Annotated in this window: 20 protein-coding genes; 7 read left to right on the top strand and 13 right to left on the bottom strand. The window is 63.8% G+C overall.

Annotated elements, in window-relative coordinates:
* Positions 1–176: 176 nt before the first annotated feature.
* Positions 177–1,250 (bottom strand): hypothetical protein, encoded by a 1,074-nt coding sequence (locus JWQ24_RS01555; protein WP_299803505.1) that lies wholly within the window; start codon positions 1,248–1,250, stop codon positions 177–179.
* A gap of 237 nt (positions 1,251–1,487) precedes the next feature.
* Between JWQ24_RS01555 and JWQ24_RS01550 the strand changes: the two genes are divergently transcribed.
* Positions 1,488–2,543, top strand: a complete 1,056-nt coding sequence (locus JWQ24_RS01550) for a patatin-like phospholipase family protein (RefSeq protein WP_299803503.1) — start codon at positions 1,488–1,490, stop codon at positions 2,541–2,543.
* A 7-nt stretch (positions 2,544–2,550) separates the two neighbouring features.
* Here JWQ24_RS01550 and JWQ24_RS01545 read toward each other — a convergent pair whose 3' ends face one another.
* On the bottom strand, positions 2,551–2,979 hold the full coding sequence (locus JWQ24_RS01545) for a CBS domain-containing protein (protein WP_299803501.1): 429 nt from the start codon (positions 2,977–2,979) through the stop codon (positions 2,551–2,553).
* A 162-nt stretch (positions 2,980–3,141) separates the two neighbouring features.
* Positions 3,142–3,912, bottom strand: a complete 771-nt coding sequence (locus JWQ24_RS01540) for a rhomboid family intramembrane serine protease (RefSeq protein WP_299803499.1) — start codon at positions 3,910–3,912, stop codon at positions 3,142–3,144.
* Positions 3,913–4,534: 622 nt separating this feature from the next.
* Between JWQ24_RS01540 and JWQ24_RS01535 the strand changes: the two genes are divergently transcribed.
* The 3 genes from JWQ24_RS01535 to JWQ24_RS01525 all read left to right on the top strand — a co-directional run bounded on the left by JWQ24_RS01535 (position 4,535) and on the right by JWQ24_RS01525 (position 6,779).
* Entirely contained in the window at positions 4,535–5,092 is a 558-nt protein-coding gene (locus JWQ24_RS01535) for a PAS domain-containing protein (RefSeq protein WP_299803497.1), read from the top strand.
* Between the two features lie 127 nt (positions 5,093–5,219).
* Positions 5,220–5,834 (top strand): PilZ domain-containing protein, encoded by a 615-nt coding sequence (locus tag JWQ24_RS01530; protein ID WP_299803494.1) that lies wholly within the window; start codon positions 5,220–5,222, stop codon positions 5,832–5,834.
* 330 nt (positions 5,835–6,164) lie between these two features.
* Positions 6,165–6,779 carry a transglutaminase-like cysteine peptidase gene (locus JWQ24_RS01525; RefSeq protein ID WP_299803492.1) on the top strand — a complete coding sequence of 205 codons (615 nt, stop codon included), beginning with the start codon at positions 6,165–6,167 and terminating at the stop codon, positions 6,777–6,779.
* 165 nt (positions 6,780–6,944) lie between these two features.
* Here JWQ24_RS01525 and JWQ24_RS01520 read toward each other — a convergent pair whose 3' ends face one another.
* The 3 genes from JWQ24_RS01520 to JWQ24_RS01510 form a co-directional block, all read right to left on the bottom strand.
* Positions 6,945–7,187 (bottom strand): hypothetical protein, encoded by a 243-nt coding sequence (locus JWQ24_RS01520; RefSeq protein WP_299803490.1) that lies wholly within the window; start codon positions 7,185–7,187, stop codon positions 6,945–6,947.
* Positions 7,188–7,320: 133 nt separating this feature from the next.
* Positions 7,321–7,851 carry a gamma carbonic anhydrase family protein gene (locus JWQ24_RS01515; RefSeq protein ID WP_299803487.1) on the bottom strand — a complete coding sequence of 177 codons (531 nt, stop codon included), beginning with the start codon at positions 7,849–7,851 and terminating at the stop codon, positions 7,321–7,323.
* A 47-nt stretch (positions 7,852–7,898) separates the two neighbouring features.
* Positions 7,899–8,231: a hypothetical protein gene (locus JWQ24_RS01510; protein ID WP_299803484.1), complete on the bottom strand. Its 333-nt coding sequence runs from the start codon at positions 8,229–8,231 to the stop codon at positions 7,899–7,901.
* Positions 8,232–8,442: 211 nt separating this feature from the next.
* Between JWQ24_RS01510 and JWQ24_RS01505 the strand changes: the two genes are divergently transcribed.
* Positions 8,443–9,153, top strand: coding sequence for a hypothetical protein (locus JWQ24_RS01505; protein WP_299803481.1), 711 nt, complete (start codon positions 8,443–8,445; stop codon positions 9,151–9,153).
* Between the two features lie 148 nt (positions 9,154–9,301).
* On the opposite strand, the gene JWQ24_RS01500 is transcribed toward JWQ24_RS01505, so the two are convergent.
* The 4 genes from JWQ24_RS01500 to JWQ24_RS01485 form a co-directional block, all read right to left on the bottom strand.
* On the bottom strand, positions 9,302–10,198 hold the full coding sequence (locus JWQ24_RS01500; protein ID WP_299803479.1) for an exonuclease domain-containing protein: 897 nt from the start codon (positions 10,196–10,198) through the stop codon (positions 9,302–9,304).
* A 115-nt stretch (positions 10,199–10,313) separates the two neighbouring features.
* Complete coding sequence (locus JWQ24_RS01495) at positions 10,314–10,925, bottom strand: hypothetical protein (protein ID WP_299803477.1); 612 nt, start codon at positions 10,923–10,925, stop codon at positions 10,314–10,316.
* 4 nt (positions 10,926–10,929) lie between these two features.
* The gene (locus JWQ24_RS01490) at positions 10,930–11,568 is read right to left on the bottom strand and encodes a hypothetical protein (RefSeq protein ID WP_299803474.1); all 639 of its coding nucleotides are present in this window, start codon (positions 11,566–11,568) and stop codon (positions 10,930–10,932) included.
* A complete protein-coding gene (locus JWQ24_RS01485) occupies positions 11,565–12,323 on the bottom strand; it encodes a MotA/TolQ/ExbB proton channel family protein (protein WP_299803471.1) in 759 nt (252 codons plus the stop codon). The genes JWQ24_RS01490 and JWQ24_RS01485 overlap by 4 nt, the downstream gene beginning before the upstream one ends.
* Before the next feature lie 199 nt (positions 12,324–12,522).
* Between JWQ24_RS01485 and JWQ24_RS01480 the strand changes: the two genes are divergently transcribed.
* Positions 12,523–13,932, top strand: a complete 1,410-nt coding sequence (locus tag JWQ24_RS01480; protein ID WP_299803468.1) for a histidine kinase — start codon at positions 12,523–12,525, stop codon at positions 13,930–13,932.
* The gene (locus JWQ24_RS01475; RefSeq protein ID WP_299803466.1) at positions 13,929–14,579 is read left to right on the top strand and encodes a response regulator transcription factor; all 651 of its coding nucleotides are present in this window, start codon (positions 13,929–13,931) and stop codon (positions 14,577–14,579) included. Before JWQ24_RS01480 ends, JWQ24_RS01475 begins: the two co-directional genes overlap by 4 nt.
* A 65-nt stretch (positions 14,580–14,644) precedes the next feature.
* Here JWQ24_RS01475 and JWQ24_RS01470 read toward each other — a convergent pair whose 3' ends face one another.
* The 3 genes from JWQ24_RS01470 to JWQ24_RS01460 all read right to left on the bottom strand — a co-directional run bounded on the left by JWQ24_RS01470 (position 14,645) and on the right by JWQ24_RS01460 (position 16,794).
* A complete protein-coding gene (locus JWQ24_RS01470) occupies positions 14,645–14,863 on the bottom strand; it encodes a DUF3126 family protein (protein WP_068736180.1) in 219 nt (72 codons plus the stop codon).
* A gap of 128 nt (positions 14,864–14,991) precedes the next feature.
* Positions 14,992–15,819, bottom strand: a complete 828-nt coding sequence (gene cysE, locus JWQ24_RS01465; protein WP_299803463.1) for a serine O-acetyltransferase — start codon at positions 15,817–15,819, stop codon at positions 14,992–14,994.
* A gap of 222 nt (positions 15,820–16,041) precedes the next feature.
* Positions 16,042–16,794: an alpha/beta fold hydrolase gene (locus JWQ24_RS01460; protein WP_299803461.1), complete on the bottom strand. Its 753-nt coding sequence runs from the start codon at positions 16,792–16,794 to the stop codon at positions 16,042–16,044.
* Between the last annotated feature and the right edge of the window lie 20 nt (positions 16,795–16,814).

Below are 16,814 nucleotides of genomic sequence, written 5' to 3'. Positions count from 1 at the left end.
AATGGTAACACTTGCAGTCGGACTTCGGGCCCAGAGACTTAAGGCGATGTAAACGTTTGGCCGCGCGGCGACAAAAGCGGCCAGTATGAATTTTTAAAGTCGCGCGATGGTTAGGGCGAATTCATAACCATGACAGTGGCGTGACACGCCATTGCATTCGAGGAGAATTGTCGCGACTAGCGCGCGACGACTTCGATCTCGCCATCGACGCCATTGACGACGTTGAACGCGCGCTCGAACACCTTGCCTTCGTTCTTGGCGATGGCGCGGTACTCGCCTTCCGACAGAACCACACGCGGGAAGGCGCCGATCGATTCCTTGATGACGTCGCCGGCCGGCGTGATCACCGACCATGCGGTGTTGGCCAGCGCCTCGCCGCCCTTGTCGCTGGCCAGCTTCAACGTGATCACTGCAGCACGATGCGTGATGATGACATCAGTCAGCTTGCTCGCCTGCACGCGAATGTCGGAGCGCACCGTCGAGTTGGCGTCGCCGTAGTTCGAGACGATGTAGTAGGTGCCTTCCTGCAGCAGCACGACGTCGCCTGCGGGAACGCTTGGTAGCAAGGGCGCGCGCTCGCCGGTCTCGAACTGGCTGCCCTTGTAGATGCTGAACGAGATCTGGTTCTGCGGGATCTTGGAGGAGCCGACCCGGCCCTCGATGCGCAACCCGCCAGCCGGCAGCACGAAGGATTCGCGGTCGGTGTCGGACTTGACGGTCACCGGGCGAACGGCGCTGACCAGCCCCATCGCGACATGGACGACGTAGCTGCCGGGCGGCAGCACGATGTTCGGGGTCGCACCTCGGTCCTCGCGGATCAGCTTGAAGGCCCCGGTTTCATCCGGCCGGTCGGAATAGACCCGCCACACCAGCCCGTTGCCGATCACCGGCATGTCCTTGCCATAACGCGCCGTCAGCGCCAGCACGCCCTGCCCCGGCGTCGCCGGGTTGGGGGGCAATGGCGACGTCACGGGCGGCGTCACCGCGGCGACCGGCGGCTGCGTCAGCGGCGCCGGCAGCAATGGCGCGGAAGCCGGCCCCGAGGGCGGTGCAAGGCTGATGGCGGGACCCGACGGGACGTCGGGAATCGAGCCCGGCGGCACCGGCGGCGGACGGTCGCCGGGAAACTGGGCAAAGCTCGGCTGGGCGGGAAATGCCGACAGCAAAGCCAGCGCCAGCGCGCACGCCAGGCGTCCGCCCCTCGCAGTCTTCAAGTCTTTGCTCACCAACTCCTGGCCCCGTGCAGTCATCGCCATGCTTTTCACTGAAAACGCGGCAAATTCAAGCCTGCGTCGCTTTTCCTACACAATGCCGCGAGCGGAACGGCCATCTTCAAATGCCTGCCAGCTTGTCGCCATGCCGTCGTATTTACTGCCTAACGCCATCGTAGTCGGCATAAGTCATGAATGCGATACCGTCTGGCATGATACGGCCGGCGTGAATAAATAAACGGCTGTCGTCCTGACGCAGCCGACTCGGAGTATTTGGTGCTGGAGAATCTGATGGGGCGCAGCCAAAACGGCGCAAATGGCCGCGACAAGCCGGGCTTGGGCAGCGTTCGCCGCCCGGTGATCGGGCTGGCGCTGGGTGGCGGCGCGGCGCGCGGCTTTGCGCATATCGGCGTACTGCGCACCCTGCTTTCCCACGGCATCGCGCCCCATGTGGTGGTCGGCACCTCGATCGGTGCCGTGGTCGGCGGCTCCTATGCCGCGGGCCACCTCGACACGCTGGAAGAATGGGCACGCGGCCTGCAGCCGCGCAATATCCTCAGTTATCTCGACATCCGCCTCAACGGTTCCGGCCTGATCGGCGGCACCAAGCTGGCTGCGCAGCTCGAGGCCTCCCTGGGCCAGACGACAATCGAGGACCTGCCGCTGAAATTCGCCAGCGTCGCCACCGAGGTTCGCACCGGCCACGAGATCTGGCTGACCCATGGCCGCCTCGTCGACGCGATGCGGGCGTCCTACGCGCTGCCCGGCATCTTCTCACCGGTGCTGGTCGGTGACCGCTGGCTGGTCGACGGTGCGCTGGTCAACCCGGTTCCAGTATCGACCGCGCGGGCTTTAGGCGCGGAAATCGTCATCGCCGTCAATCTCAGCAATGACGTGTTCGGTCATTCGACGACGATTTTCGATCACGGCACCGGCCCGGATGTGGTCGAGCCGGTGGTCGAGGTCGAAGCGCCGCAAAAGCGCGGCTTCAGCAAGTTCTTCTCGGCCGAGCGCACCATGAAACGGGAGTTCTTCGGCGGCGGTGGCCGGCCGGGCATTTCCACCGTCATGGTCGATGCCTTCAACATCATGCAGGACCGCATCACCCGCGCCCGCCTCGCCGGCGATCCGCCGGACATGCTGATCGCGCCGCGGATCGGCCATATCGGCTGGTTCGATTTCCACCGCGCCGACGAGATGATCGCGCATGGCGCACGCGCCGCCGAGCGTGCCATTGAATCGATCCATGAAGCGATCGAGATCCTGGCGCCCGAAGCCGCCCGCTCGCCCGCGCCGGTCGTCGCGCAGAAACCGGCTGTGCCGCAGGAGTGAGCGGCAGTTAGGCTGTTGCGATGTAGTCGCGCAGCGCTTCCTGCTCGTGCTCAAACTCCTTGACGCGCCACTTGACGACATCGCCGATCGAGATCAGCCCGACGATCTTGTCGGCTTCGAACACCGGCAGATGCCTGAACTTGCCCGACGTCATCATTTCCATGATGGCGCCGACGGTATCGGTCGGCTTGCAGCTGATCACCTTGCGGGTCATTACCGCCTGCACCGACTCATCCAGCACCGAGGCGCCGCGCTCGCCAATGACGCGGACGATGTCGCGCTCCGACAGGATGCCCTCTAAGTGATGGCCCGTCATCACCAGCACCGCGCCAATCTTGCGTTCCGACAGCAGCTTTACCGCGGCCGACAGCGTATCGGTCGGCGCGACGTTGATGATCTGGTGGCCCTTGGAATCGAGGATTGCACGTACCGTCATTGTCGCCTCCTGAAGTCGAATTCGCCCTTAAATGGGCGTCTTTCTTTCTTGAGCAGTCAAAAAACAGCGTCGTGGGGGCGGCGGGAAATCCCCGGCCGCGGTCACCTGTCTCATCCATAATGTGGATGAATCCCGCCCGCCCCGCAAGGCGGCGGTACACACTCAGTGCAGGTCAGACGTGTCGGACGCCGCAACCTCGGCGCGGCGTCCAGCGCGCGGGATAGGATCGAACAGCGAGAACAGCAGCAACCCGGTGAAGAAGCCGCCGATATGTGCCTGCCAGGCAACGCTGGCGCCGTCGGCGCCAATCGCAATCGCGCCCACGCCGAAGATGATGTTGACGGCGAACCAGACGCCGAGGAAGCCGAGCACGCGCGGATCGCGCAGCGCGCGCAGCAGCGGCTGCGCGGGAACGCGGGCGGCCTCGTCAGCATCGCCACGGTTGAACGACAGGAAGCTGCCACGCACAAAGGCGAAGCGGATCGCCGCCGCCATCGCGCCGGACACCGAGGCCGAAGCGCCGATCATCGGCGCCAGTTCATGCTCGTGGGTAAGAAGGTGCGCCGCAGCGCCGCCGACCGCGGTTACCGCCATGAAGACAAAGAACCGCATGGCGCCGAACCGGCGTGCCAGCGCGCTGCCGAACGGCAGCAACCACAGCACATTGAAGCCGATATGGCTGAGGTTGGCATGCAGCAGGGAGTAGCTGACGAAGCTCCAGACCTTGGCGCCGAAGCCGCCCGGAAACGGCATCGCCAGCAGCGTCTGGTCGTAGCGCTTGGGGATGAAGCCGAACAACTCGATGACGAGGTCGTCGAGTTCCGGCGGCAGCAGCATCCGGCCGAGATGGATCGCCGCCAAAAGCGCGACATAGGCAGTCAGCGCGCCCGGCAGGGTCAGGATCGGCTCACGCGGGGGAACTTGGGAATCCAACGGTCAAAGGCCTGGTCAGCGGGCTCAAGCGAGCGATAGCCCAAATAGGCGGGTTTGCGGCGGCGGCGCAAGCTCGGCATCGCCACAGGGAACTGAAAACGTTTCCCGGATGGCTTCCGGTTCCTGGCGGGCCGGCCACACAGCTAGCGACACGCCGCTGCCCCGAAGGCCGGCAACGGTCCTGCCCGCCCTGGATGCTTCCGCATGCCAACTATCACTTGAAGCGCGAGCCAAAGAAAAAGGGAGAGTGCTGAGAACACTCTCCCTTTCCTGGACCGGTCTTTCCGCAGGTGCCTCTCCGATAAAGGAGAAGCCACGTCCCCACCCCTCCCCGCGCGATGACCAAACCTGTTTTGCAGCCACCCTGGTATCAACCGGCGCGCCCGTGTAGCAGCGCCGACGTTGTGTAGTACGAGACGATACTACTCATTTATCGGATCGATCGCCTACATCATGCTTAATTTAACGTTAACGACGTGAAACAAAGTTAACGCCGTGGAAAACGCAGCTTCGGCATAGACGCTGCAATGTCTGATCTGCAGAAGATGTAGCGGGCACGCGGTGCCTGGATTCGGGACAGAGATGTCCCACGAGCACCACCTGCGGGTCAGGGCGAGCGTCAATGAAGCATCCATCCAGCAAAGAGTTCTTTGCTTATTGGGACGGCAAGCGGGGCGACGCGCGCGCGCCTGAACGCAGCGACATCGAGCCCGGCCCGGTGCGTGAACTGCTCGGCGACATCTTCGTGCTGTCCTATGACAAGCCAGCCGGCTTCCCGTTCCGCGTCGCCGGCACGCGGGTCTGCGCCCTGCTCGCCCGCGATCTCAAGGGCCAGGCCTTCCCGATGCTGTTTGCGCCGGAGAACCGTCGCGAGATCGAGGACATCGTCACCGTGGTCGCCGAGGAACTGCTGGCGGCCGTCGCCGGCGTGACCGCGACGACCGACGACGGCCAAAAGGTGCATCTGGAACTGCTGCTGTTACCGTTCAACATGCGCGCACACACCCCGACCAGCCTGACCGGCCTGTTGGCGCCGCTCGGCGAAGCACGCGGCCGGCTCGGCTATTTCAGCCTGACTTCGTACCGCTACCTCGCCCACCCGCCGCAGCGCTTCGCGCCGCGCGCGCTGCGCAAGCTGAAAGCCGCCCGCGGCCTGATCGTCTACGAAGGCCTGACCTGATCGGCATCGGTGTCGCCTGACACAATCACGCCGATTGGTTGTACCACCGGACACCGTTGTAACGCACCGTTAACCCTGCGCGCCGTAGGGTTACCGCAACCTATACCCGCTGACTGGCACGGCATTGATGGCGTTCGCGCAAACACGATCGATTCTGCCCGCGGCAGAAGAAAAGCGCCGCTTTCAGCGCGTGAAAGTGCACCTGCTTGGCCGCTACATGCTGCCGGACCGGCGCGAATTCCCCTGCCAGGTCATCAATATGTCGCCGGGCGGCCTGGCGCTGCTTGGCCCCGGCATCGGCGATGTCGGCGACCGGGTGATCGCCTATCTCGACCATATCGGCCGCGTCGAAGGCAAAATCACCCGCATCATCGATAATGGCTTCGCGATGAGCGTCGGCGCGACCCCGCGCAAACGCGACAAGCTGGCCGCGCAGCTCACCTGGCTGGCCAACCGCGACATCCTCAATTTGCCCGAAGACCGCCGCCACGACCGTATCGTGCCGCGCAACCCGATCTCGCTGCTCACGCTCGAGGACGGCAGCCAGATGACCTGCCGGATCATCGATCTGTCGCTGTCCGGCGCCGCCATCGCGGCGGAGCGCCGGCCGCCGCTGCACAGCAACGTGTCGCTCGGCCGGGTGCAGTCCCGCGTGGTTCGTCATCTCGAGGACGGCTTCGCTCTGGAGTTCATCCACGAGCAGCTTGCAGAGACGCTCGAAAACAGCGTCAACGCCCGGTAAACGGCCGAACGACCTCCACTCCAGTTTTGCAACGCCATGAAGGCGGTATCCGGGTTCCGGATACCGCCTTCATGCTATTCGGCATGCCCCGTTTCCGGTTAATGGGGCACCACATTCGCGCCACAAACCGCCGTTTTGCAGCGCTTGCCTGCTTAATGCGTAAAATTTGAATCAAATTCGATCAGCTAAAATTTGAATCGAATTTATCTCAAGTGTAGTTCAAATTTTCGATTTCTTTGATGCGTATTCGCTTCAATTGTAGTTCCGCGATTTAGCGGCGCCGAAAATCCTCTGTGCAAAACATGGTCCCAACAAGAAACGGGGGCCACAATGTTTGGTAGCACGGGGCGTTACGCGGGATTGGCAATCGCAACCATCCTGTTCGGGTTTTCGGCGACGGCGCAGGCCGGCGACGCACGTTATGCGAGCCTCGGTGACACCACGCGTTCGCCGATCGGCTGGGTCGAATTCTGCGCGGACAATCCCGATGATTGCCGCGGCGGCGCGACGCAGGCTCGCGACATCGTCATCACGCAGACCGCATGGAAGGATCTGCTGCGCGTCAATCGTTGGGTCAACGAAAGTATCAAGCCGATGACCGACATGGATCATTGGGGCGTGGTCGAGAAGTGGTCGCTGCCTACCGATGGTTATGGCGATTGCGAGGACTACGTATTGCTCAAGCGCAAGATGCTTATCGATGCCGGCTGGCCTCGCGAAGCGCTGCTGATCACCGTGGTGCGTGACAAGAAGGGCGACGGCCACGCGGTGCTCACGGTGAAGACCGACAAGGGCGAATACGTGCTCGACAATCAGAACGAGAACGTCGTGTCGTGGACCGAGACCGGCTATCGCTTCGTCAAGCGGCAGTCGCAGAGCGATCCGAACGTCTGGGTCTCGCTCGGTGACAACCGTCCCGCGGTGGCCACGGCCAGCGCCCGCTAACAACAGGTTTCAGAGACACGCGACCCGGTCACTTCCCCACCCCTCCCCGTCCCCGACCGGATCGCGCGCGGCCAGCTCTTCCCCCGGAGCTGGCCGCAACTTTTTTGGGGATACGCGAGATCGTCCGCTCGGCCGGAATGTCGGCCTGCGCCGGAGCACCAGGGACTAGCTGTCGCGATCCCGACGACTATCGGGCCGGTAACCGTAACGCGAGAGCGGGGTCGGCGCTTGCTTCTTGCCGATACGGCGTTCGAGCTCGCAGAACATCCAGACCAGCGCCGTTGCCAGGCAGACCACCGTGCCAACAAACAGCAGCGTCAGATGCGGCGCGTCGAGCGCGGCGGTGTCGGGGATGAAGTTCATGGCCATCATCCAGCAAGTGACGTACCAGAGTTGCGGCCAGAACATGAAAACGGCCCCGACGTTGGTACGCCGAGACCGCTCCGCTCATCACATCGCCGTGTGGCGCATCTGGCAACCCTCGCGGATGCTCTTCATTCTGCGATCGACTGTACAAGCCTTACGCAAGGCGCCGACATCGTCACCCGATCTTCTTCAAGCCGTTCTTGAAGCGCGGGCCGTTGGCGGCATAGAATTTTGCGGCGCCGCTCATCGCCTCGATCTGTGCCGGCTCCAGCGTGCGAATCACCCGCGCAGGCGCGCCGATGATCAGCGAATTCTCCGGAAACTGCTTGCCCTCGGTGATCACCGCGCCCGCGCCGACCACGCTGTTGCGGCCGATCCGTGCGCCGTTCATCACAATCGATCCCATACCGATCAGCGCGCCATCCTCGATGGTGCAGCCATGCAGGATGACGTTGTGGCCGATCGTACAGTTCTTGCCGATTGTGAGCGGGAAACCCTTGTCGGTGTGGCAGGTGCAGTTGTCCTGCACATTGGAGCCCTCGCCGATTTCAATCCATTCATTGTCGCCGCGCAACACCGCGCCGAACCAGACGCTCGCGGAATCCAGCAGCCGGATCTTGCCGATCGCCTGCGCACTGTCCGCGATAAAGTAATTGCCGTCGGCGGGAAGTTCGGGACCCTGCCCGTCGAGTTCGTAGATCGCCATGTGTTTTTGTTCTCCCTATGGGGAGACTTTGACATTGATTCCAGCGTTTACGCCAGCAGGCCGGTGGCGCGCAGCGACATCACGATGAAGGTGCCGGACATCAGGCTCCAGAAGCCGGCGAGTACGGTGGCCATCATGACGAACTGGACACGGTGCTGCTGGATGACGCGGCGGCCGAGCAGCGTGTTGCGCATGATGATGAAAGGCGCGGCGAACACCAGGAACGGCACGGCGGCAAAGGCCGTCGGCATGGCGCGGTGGTTCAGCAGCGAGAACCCGGCGGGGCGTTGCAGCACCGCCTGATAGCCGCTGGTCAGCAGGCCTGCCAAAGCAAAACCAATGCACAGCTCAAACAGCGCATTCAGGGAATCCGGCGACATCGACGATCTTTCATACACGCGGTTACTGACGGCACCATCGCAAAACCCACCGGGTGGCGCCACCATATACTTAACGAATAGTTAACGCCCCGCCTGCGCTGCACGCATAGCTTCACCGCCGTTTTCCTATCAAAATCTTCACGGCGTTAACCGTGTGCTGGGGGTTTTGCGATTGATTGGCGTCACCGCCTACCCCCTCAGTCGCGTGCGCATGTCCCTGATTTTCCCCACCCAGACTTCGATCCGGCACCGTCGCCGTCACACCCGCAGCCATCTGGTCCCCATCGTCGTCGGCGCCTCACTGGCGTTCGGCGCGATCGCGATGGTCGGCTACCTGCTGTGGCCGACCTGGCAGAGCGCCCGCGCGGAAGACCCCGGCCGGATTCCGGTCAGTGTCGGCGGCGCGCTGTTCAACGTGCCGACCCACGCCTTCCGCCGAAAGGTACAAAAGCACTCCGGCCCGCAGGAACGCATCGATCTCAGCTATGCTTACCCGTCGCTGGAGGCGACCGACGTGCCGCGCCATATCAGCGTCGAAACGTTCGACGACACGCCGCAGCCGATCGACCGCATCTTCCTGTCGATCTCCGCGCATCACGACGCGATGTCGCCGGAGACGCGGCTGCGCACGATCTATCCGCGCTACAGCGATCAGGTGATGGCGGCGCAGGACGGCCTGACGACGCGACCATTCCGCGACGCCACGCCCTACAGCCATGAAGACCTGTTTGTCGGCGACGAGCCCGCGCTGGTCGCGCGCTGCTCGCGGGACACCACGACGCCCGGCATGTGCCTGAGCGAACGCCGCATCAATGGCGCCGATCTCAGCTTCCGCTTCCCGCGCGCCTGGCTATCGCAATGGCGTGAAGTCGGCGAAGCCATGGACAGGCTGACAGCGCAGCTGGTGAGCCCGCGAGGCTAGCGATACGGCGTGCCCCGCTTCGGAGCCGAACACACCAGACCACGTTCGGTGCAAACTCGCTCCACATGCCCGATCGTCCAATCTCCCTGCGGATTTCGGCGGATCTGATCGAGGAGGTCCGGCATGTCCTGCTATCCCGGCAGGGCGACTAACTGACCATCAGCAGGAAGTCGGCTTCGCCGACAATCCGGATCCGCGCTCCGTTGGCAATCAGCCCTTCAATCTTGCGATGCTTGGTGCTCTTCTCCTGGCCCCTCGTCAGGCGAAGATCCTGATCTCCCACCACCAGGATCGTCACTTTCCTGGTGGCGGTATCGGCGACATCGCAGCCCGCCGCTGACGCGAGATTGACGGCTTCGGCGCGATTGATCTGCAGAAAGCCGGTGAACAAGACGGTTTCGCCGGCAAGACGGCCAGCCGCACGTCCGGACCTCGCGTAACGCGCGAACGCCTCATTCTTGCGCGGTGGCGGCGTTTTCGGAAGCGCGGGCTCGGGCGACTTGTCGAGAAGCCGCAGCCAGTCTTCCAGATCGAGCCCCGAATCCTCCAGGGCACGCAGCATGATCAGCCCGGAGGCCCGAGCGTCCTCGGCCGCTTCATGATGTCTGAATGTGATGTCGAACGAACGTGCCAGATTGGCCAGGCCGAAGCCGCCATCTTTTGCGAAGGCGGGCCACGTTCGGCGGGCAACGGAAACGGTGTCGATCCAGAAACAATCCAGATCGGCCGAGCCATAGCGAACAGCGGCACGCGCGAGTGCCCTCCTGTCAAATGGGCTGTGATGCGTGACGATCGTATCGTTGAGGTATTGGCTGATGACGGGAAACACCTTGGCCATCGTGGGTTTCCCCACCACGTCCGCCGGACGGATGCCATGGATGCTGACGTTGCGCGGCTCAAAATGGCCCTCGGGATCGACCAGAATCGTCAGCGATTTGAAAACCTCACCCCGCCTGAAATGAGCAAGGCCGACCGAACAAATACTGCCGACGTCAGCGTTCGCCGTCTCAACGTCCAAGGCTATGAAGTCGGTGCCGCCAGCCATCTAAAATTTTCCCCCGCGGAGATATTCCGCAGCCGGGAGATCGAGGCAAGTACAAATACACCTGTTTTCACCCCGTCCTGACGAACGGCCCGAGGCTTCGCGCAGCGCGCCGCCGTCACTCCGACGGTACATCCTTGGCCGGTAAGGTCGGCACCGGCATCGGGGCGAAACTGATCGATTGGGAGTCGCCGCGCATGAAGGCGGAGTCCAGCAGCCCGCCGCCGGATGGATCGCCGCCGGGCTCGCCGCTGGCCAGCAGCGCGCCGGGCGGGCCGCCCGGCGGCAACTCGCCATCGCCGGATCCGAGTTGCGCGGCGCGACCGCCTTGCGGATGACCGCTGGCAATCTCGGTGCGCGCGCGCTCCACCTTGCGCGCCAGCGCGGTCGAGTAAGGCCGGCGATAGGCGCGCGGCACGCCGCTCGGCAGATTGTCCTCGTCGAGCGCCTCGACCCACAGATGGATGGCACCGGGCTCACCCTGCGCGATGTTGGGCTCGACGCTGCGCACCCACAGCAACTGGAAATTCGCAGGCAACGAATCGTCCGACGACCAGCCGAGCAGACCCTGGGTGCGGAAGAACACCAGCACGTAAAACGCGGAGGTCACCACCACCGCCCCGGCCTTCAGCGGCCACGGCAGCCGCGTCCGCACCACCGCCAGCAACAGCAACAGGCCGAGCAGCGCGTAGCCGAGCGACAGACCGATGATGCTGGTTTGCAGGCTCATGGCTTCATCCGGCCTTGCGCTCCTTGAAGCGCTTGTTCAGCGTCTGCACGAGCGATGTCTGGTCGTGATTGACCTCGGTAACGTTGCCGGTCTTGTCCAGGAAGAAGCGCACCGCGGTTTTCTCCGCGCCGCCGTGATCGACATTGATCGTGTCGTAATGCACCACCTGCACCTTCGGGTTCAGCTTCTCGACCTTGACCGTCACTGGCACGGGTTGTCCGGTAAGCGCCGCGAAATGATAGACGTTGACGGTGTATTCACCGGCGACGATACCGCGGACGCTGACAATCTCCTGACGGATCGGCGAGCGCACCTTCTGGCCATTGACCATGATGAAGTCATTGAGGCCGCCGCGGTCGTCGCGGTCGAGCACCATGAAGCCGGCCTCACGCCGCCGGTACCAGACCATGTTGCCGATCGGGTCCTGCACGAACATGTCGATGTCGTCAGGGTGCTTGTCGGGCCAGCTCACCGTGATCAGAAATTCCAGCTTGGGATCGATCTTGCCTTCGTCCTCCTTGGTTTTAATCGCCAGCAACGCGATGAAGAACAGGAACGCGATCACCTGCAGCGCCTTGAACAGCATGACGCCAAGCGGATCGAACGGCGGTTCATGAGTGGCAAAATCGAACTCATCGATCACGCGGGCAACTCCGGTTCGCGTTCGAGCAACGAAATCGCGTGGACGTCGATCACACCGACAGCAAAGGTGAACAGTCGAGAGGTCGCATCGTCGAGCATGTAATACTGGATGCGGATCAGGATCGAGCCGATCAACCCGGCGAGCGTGGTGTACATCGCCACCGCCATACCCTCGCTCATCAGGTTCATGGAGGCCTTGATCGCGCCCTGATTGCCAGTGTCGAGGCCGGCGATCGGCGCCAGCATCATGATGAAGCCGACGATCGTGCCGATCAGGCCGAGCTTCATCAGCGTGTCCCCGGCAAAGCCGCCGAAGCCGTTGGAGCCACGCAGATTTCCGGCGAGACGACGCAGCAGCAGCGTCTGGTCGAGGCGCCGCCCGCCTTGCAGCGCGGATTTCATCGCGAGATCGCGGATATGCGAGGCTACAAGACCTTTCGGCAGCGTCCGCACGCCGTCGATCGCCACCGCGTCGCCGACCACCACAACGCTGTGGCCGCCCTCGGCGAACAATTGCGCGGCACGGCGCGCCGCCTGCGCCTCGCGCGACACCACGATGGTGCGCCACAGGCAATGCAGCGACGCGCCGATATACAGCAGCACGATAACAGCGGAAATATAGGTGCGGTCCGACGCCAGCATCTGCCGCACCAGTCCGTAGTGCCAGAGCAACGCGGCGGCAAACAGGCAGAGCCCGGTGAAGATCATCCAGTGCAACAGCGGCGCACGATCGGCCGGATCGACACCACCTCGCATCACGCTCCTCCTCTGAATGTTCCGGACCTCCGCCGGTTCGCGCGACTGTGCCGCATCTGCGATGGCGCGCCCAAGGGCAACCGGCCTGTTCTGCGCCGGGCAAATTTCCCGACGCCTGCCCGCACCATGACACAGACCCTTGCCAGACCGTGGCCGCTTCATTTTAAATGCCGGTCTCTCAGCGCGGGGGAATGATGCCATGCGTCTGCTGATCCATCTCATCCTTCGTCTCATCGGCGTGGTGCTGTTGTGTCTGGCCTGCACCGTCGGCTGGGTGCTGGTCGATGCGCACCGCAGCATCGAAGCCGACACCGCCAGTTCGGCTGATCGCGTCGCAGCAACGCTGCAGAACCTGTACTGGCGCGAACTGCTGTGGCGCGACGGCACTTACCGCGGTGCACTGCTGCCGGTGCCCGACTGGGAATCGATCGCCACCATGAAGTCGATCGCCCCGGGGATCTGCATTCGCTTCACGCTGGGCGCGGAGCCGGCGCGTGAGGTTTGCAGTCAGACGGAAGGGGTTGGGAGTCCCGCGCCGGACTGGTTCGTCAGCGGCTACGGCTGGATGTTCGGCCCGCACACCAGCGTGACGCGACCACTGACCGTGCGGCAACGCAATGCCGGCTCGGTGCAAGCGAGTCCCGAGCCTTCGGCCGCAGTGCGGCAAGCGTGGCACCAGGTCACGGTGATGGTCAGTGTCGCCGCCGCGATGGCGCTGGGAATCGGGCTGCTCGCCACCATGCTGATCGGCCACGCATTGATGCCGGCCCGCAGCATCGTCAGCGGGCTGCGCCGGCTCGAACAGGGTGATCACCGCCACCGCCTGCCCGCTTTCGGCACCACGGAATTCAGCCACATTGCGCGTGCCGTCAACGACCTCGCCGGCCGGCTTTCCGCCACCACCGCCGAGCGACTGGCGCTGACCAAGCGCCTGTTTCAGGTCCAGGAGGAAGAGCGGCGAGCGCTGGCCCGCGATCTGCACGATGAGTTCGGCCAGTGCCTCACCGCTACCGCGGCGCTTGCCGCTGCGATCGATGCCGGCGCCGCGCCGACGCATCCCGATCTTGCCGAGGACGCCCGTGCGATCGCCCGCATCACGCAGCAGATGATGACGACACTGCGCGGCGCGCTGGCGCGGCTACGTTCGCAGGATCTCGAGGAACTCGGCCTGCAGGACAGCCTGATCCAGCTTGTCGCGCGCTGGAATGCCAGCACGACGCGCCGTGCGGTGTTCCATCTCGATGTCGCCGGCGATCTCTCCAGCGTACCGGCCGAAACCGCGGTCAACATCTACCGCATCGCGCAGGAATGCCTGACCAACGCCGCGCGCCACGGCCAGCCGCACCACGTCCATCTCCGCGTCGAGCATGGCAACCACGCCGGCGACAACGCCATTGCCGTGAGCGTGGAAGATGACGGCGGCGGCGACGCCACGTTGATCAGCGCCGCCTCGGGCCACGGCATCCTCGGCATTCGCGAGCGTATCGCCGCGCTGGGCGGCAGCCTCTCGATCGCAGCCGCCGCACGCGGCGTGCGCGTCGCCGCAGTAATTCCCCTGACGTTGCCGAGGCCGCAGCTACATCCGCAGCCGTCGGTGGCATTGGCATGATGGCCGTCAGCATCCTGCTGGTCGACGACCACCCCGTGGTGCGCGAGGGCTATCGCCGCCTGCTGGAGCGGCAGGCCGGATTCCGCATCATCGCCGAAGCCGAGGATGCCGCCGCGGCCTATCGCGCGTACCAGACTGAACGCGCCGATGTGGTGGTGATGGATCTGTCGCTGCCCGGCCCGGGCGGCCTGGAGGCGATCCGGCACATCCGGCAATGGGATCGCACGGCGCGCGTGCTGGTCTTCACCATGCACGCCAGCGCAGCTTTTGCACTGAAGGCCTTCGAGGCCGGCGCTTGCGGCTACATCACCAAGAGCAGCGCGCCGCACGAACTGGTGAACGCGATTGCCATCGTCGCCAAAGGCGGACGTGCGCTGAGCGAAGACATCGCCCGCGAGATTGCCGCCGAACGGCTCGGCAGCGAACGATCGCTGATCGAGGATCTAGGGCCGCGTGAAACGGAGATTTTGCGGCTGGTAGCCTCGGGGTGGACCACGGAGCAGATCGCCACCTCGCTCAATCTGAGCAGCAAGACGATCCAGAATTATCACTATCAAATCAAGTCGAAGATCGGCGCGCGCACCGATGCGCAGCTGGTCTGGCTCGCCACCGCCGCCGGGCTGATCGCCCCCGACAACGCAGCGTAACTCGCGACCGCGGCGTTCCGAACACAGTGCAGCGTTTTGCGCTGCTCTGTGTTCGGCGCAAGACCTCAGCCGTTGTCGACGAGGTCTTCTTCGAGGATCGCCATCTGGAACTGGAACGAGCGGTCGTCGTCCTCATCATCGACGAACAGCACGCCGATGAACTCCTCACCGATATAGACCTCGGCCGAGTCGTCCTTCTTGGGCCGCGGCACGACGCGGAGCTTCTGGTTGCCGAAGACGCGCTTGAGGTAGGCGTCGAGTTTTCTGACTTCCTGAACGTCCACAGGTGTCTCCAATGCAATTGATGTTCGTTGAACGGATGGCGAAGCTTTAATGCGAGACGACGCCCGCGGCTAGGCCGTTTGTCGAGAAATCATCCACGCGAATTAAAACGTCTTCAAACGCCCGAAACTCAAAGCCCGGTCGCGTTGAGCATCTGGTTCATGGTGCGCGACGGCTCCGCACAGCCGGCCTCGCCTACGATCTTGGCGGGCACGCCGGCCACGGTGACGTTATGCGGCACCGGCTTGACGACGACCGAGCCTGCGGCGATGCGCGCGCAATGGCCGACTTCGATATTGCCGAGAATCTTGGCGCCGGCGCCGATCAGCACGCCGTGGCGAATCTTCGGATGGCGGTCCTCGTTTTCCTTGCCGGTGCCGCCGAGCGTCACGCCATGCAAGATCGAGACGTCGTCCTCGATGACCGCGGTCTCGCCGACGACGAAGCCGGTGGCGTGATCGAGGAAGATGCCGCGGCCGATCTTCGCGGCCGGGTTGATGTCAGTCTGGAATACCGCGGAGGCCCGGCTCTGCAGGTACCAGGCGAAATCCTTGCGGCCCTTGTTCAGTAGCCAATGCGCCAGGCGATGGCACTGAATGGCGTGGAAGCCCTTGAAGTACAACAGCGGATCGATGAAGCGCGTGGTGGCGGGATCGCGGTCGAACACGGCGACCAGATCGGCGCGGAAGGCATTGCCGATATCCGGCTCGTCGCGAAGCGCTTCGTCATAGGTCTGGCGGATCAGGTCGCCCGATAGCGCAGAGTGATCGAGCCGCTCGGCGACACGGTGCACGACGGCGTCTTCGAGGCGGGTGTGGTTGAGCACCGTCGCGAATACGAACGACGACAGTTCCGGCTCGCGCTGGACGATGTCCTCGGCTTCGGCACGAATGCGATCCCAGATCGGATCCAGCGTCACGAGTTTCGTATTCTGCGGATTGACGTTCTGCACGGCCATGCTGGACTCGCAAATTTCACTGTTTAGGTCGTGCAGTATAGCACAACGCAAAGGTCTGTCGCTGCACGCCTGGCGTCATGATGGGCAGCGATCCCGGTCGGAAAATCCTGCCAAGCCGTTGACTCCGCAGACATTCCTGCCGCTATCATGAACTGCCTCAGCGCAAGGCGTGCCTCCAAAGTGGGCGGCCGTTTGGTCAAATCAAGGTGTGGCGCTGTGCGATCACGCTCTTTGCGCCAAAAACGCCAGCACGCCCTCTTTGTAGACGCGGTCGCCGACCGCGCGCATGTGGTCGCGGCCGGGGATGTCCAGCACCTGCGAGCCGGCGATGACCTGCTGCAATTCCTGCGCGGAGCCGGCGATCTCGTCGGTGGTGCCGACCGCGATCAGCACAGGCACCTTGATGTCCGCGGCCTCATCGTGGCTCATCAGGCGCCGCGAGCCGCGCAGGCAGGCAGCCAGCGCGCGGCGGTCGGAGCGGGTCTGATCGGCGAAGGCGCGAAAGGTGCGGCCGACGGGATCGGTGACGTCGTCGAGCGAGTCGGCTTCGAGCGCGGTGGCGACATTTTCGCCGGGGCCGCCGCCCTTGATCAGGCCAATGCCGAGCCCGCCGAGGATCGCGCTGCGGATCAAAGCGGGCTGGCTCTGCGCGAGATAGGCGGTGATGCGCGCGCCCATCGAATAGCCCATCATGTCGGTGCGGGCGATGTCGAGATGCGCCAGCAGCGCGCGGACGTCGCCGGCCATCGTGCCGATATGATATTCTTCGGAATCGTACAGCTTGGTGGAATCGCCGTGACCGCGGTTATCGAGCGCTATGACGCGGCGGTTGTGCTTCTTCAGCTCCGACACCCAGGTCGGATACACCCAGTTGACGTTCTTGCTGGAGGCAAATCCGTGCACCAGCACGATCGGCTCGCCCTCGCCCTCATCGAGATAGGCAATTTCAACAGCGCCGTGGTGAAAGCTCGGCATCAGACATTCCGTTTATGATG

Origin of the sequence: Tardiphaga sp. (assembly GCF_028290495.1) — a bacterium.
Lineage (GTDB): Bacteria > Pseudomonadota > Alphaproteobacteria > Rhizobiales > Xanthobacteraceae > Tardiphaga.
This window is presented reverse-complemented; position numbering and strand designations above follow the sequence as displayed.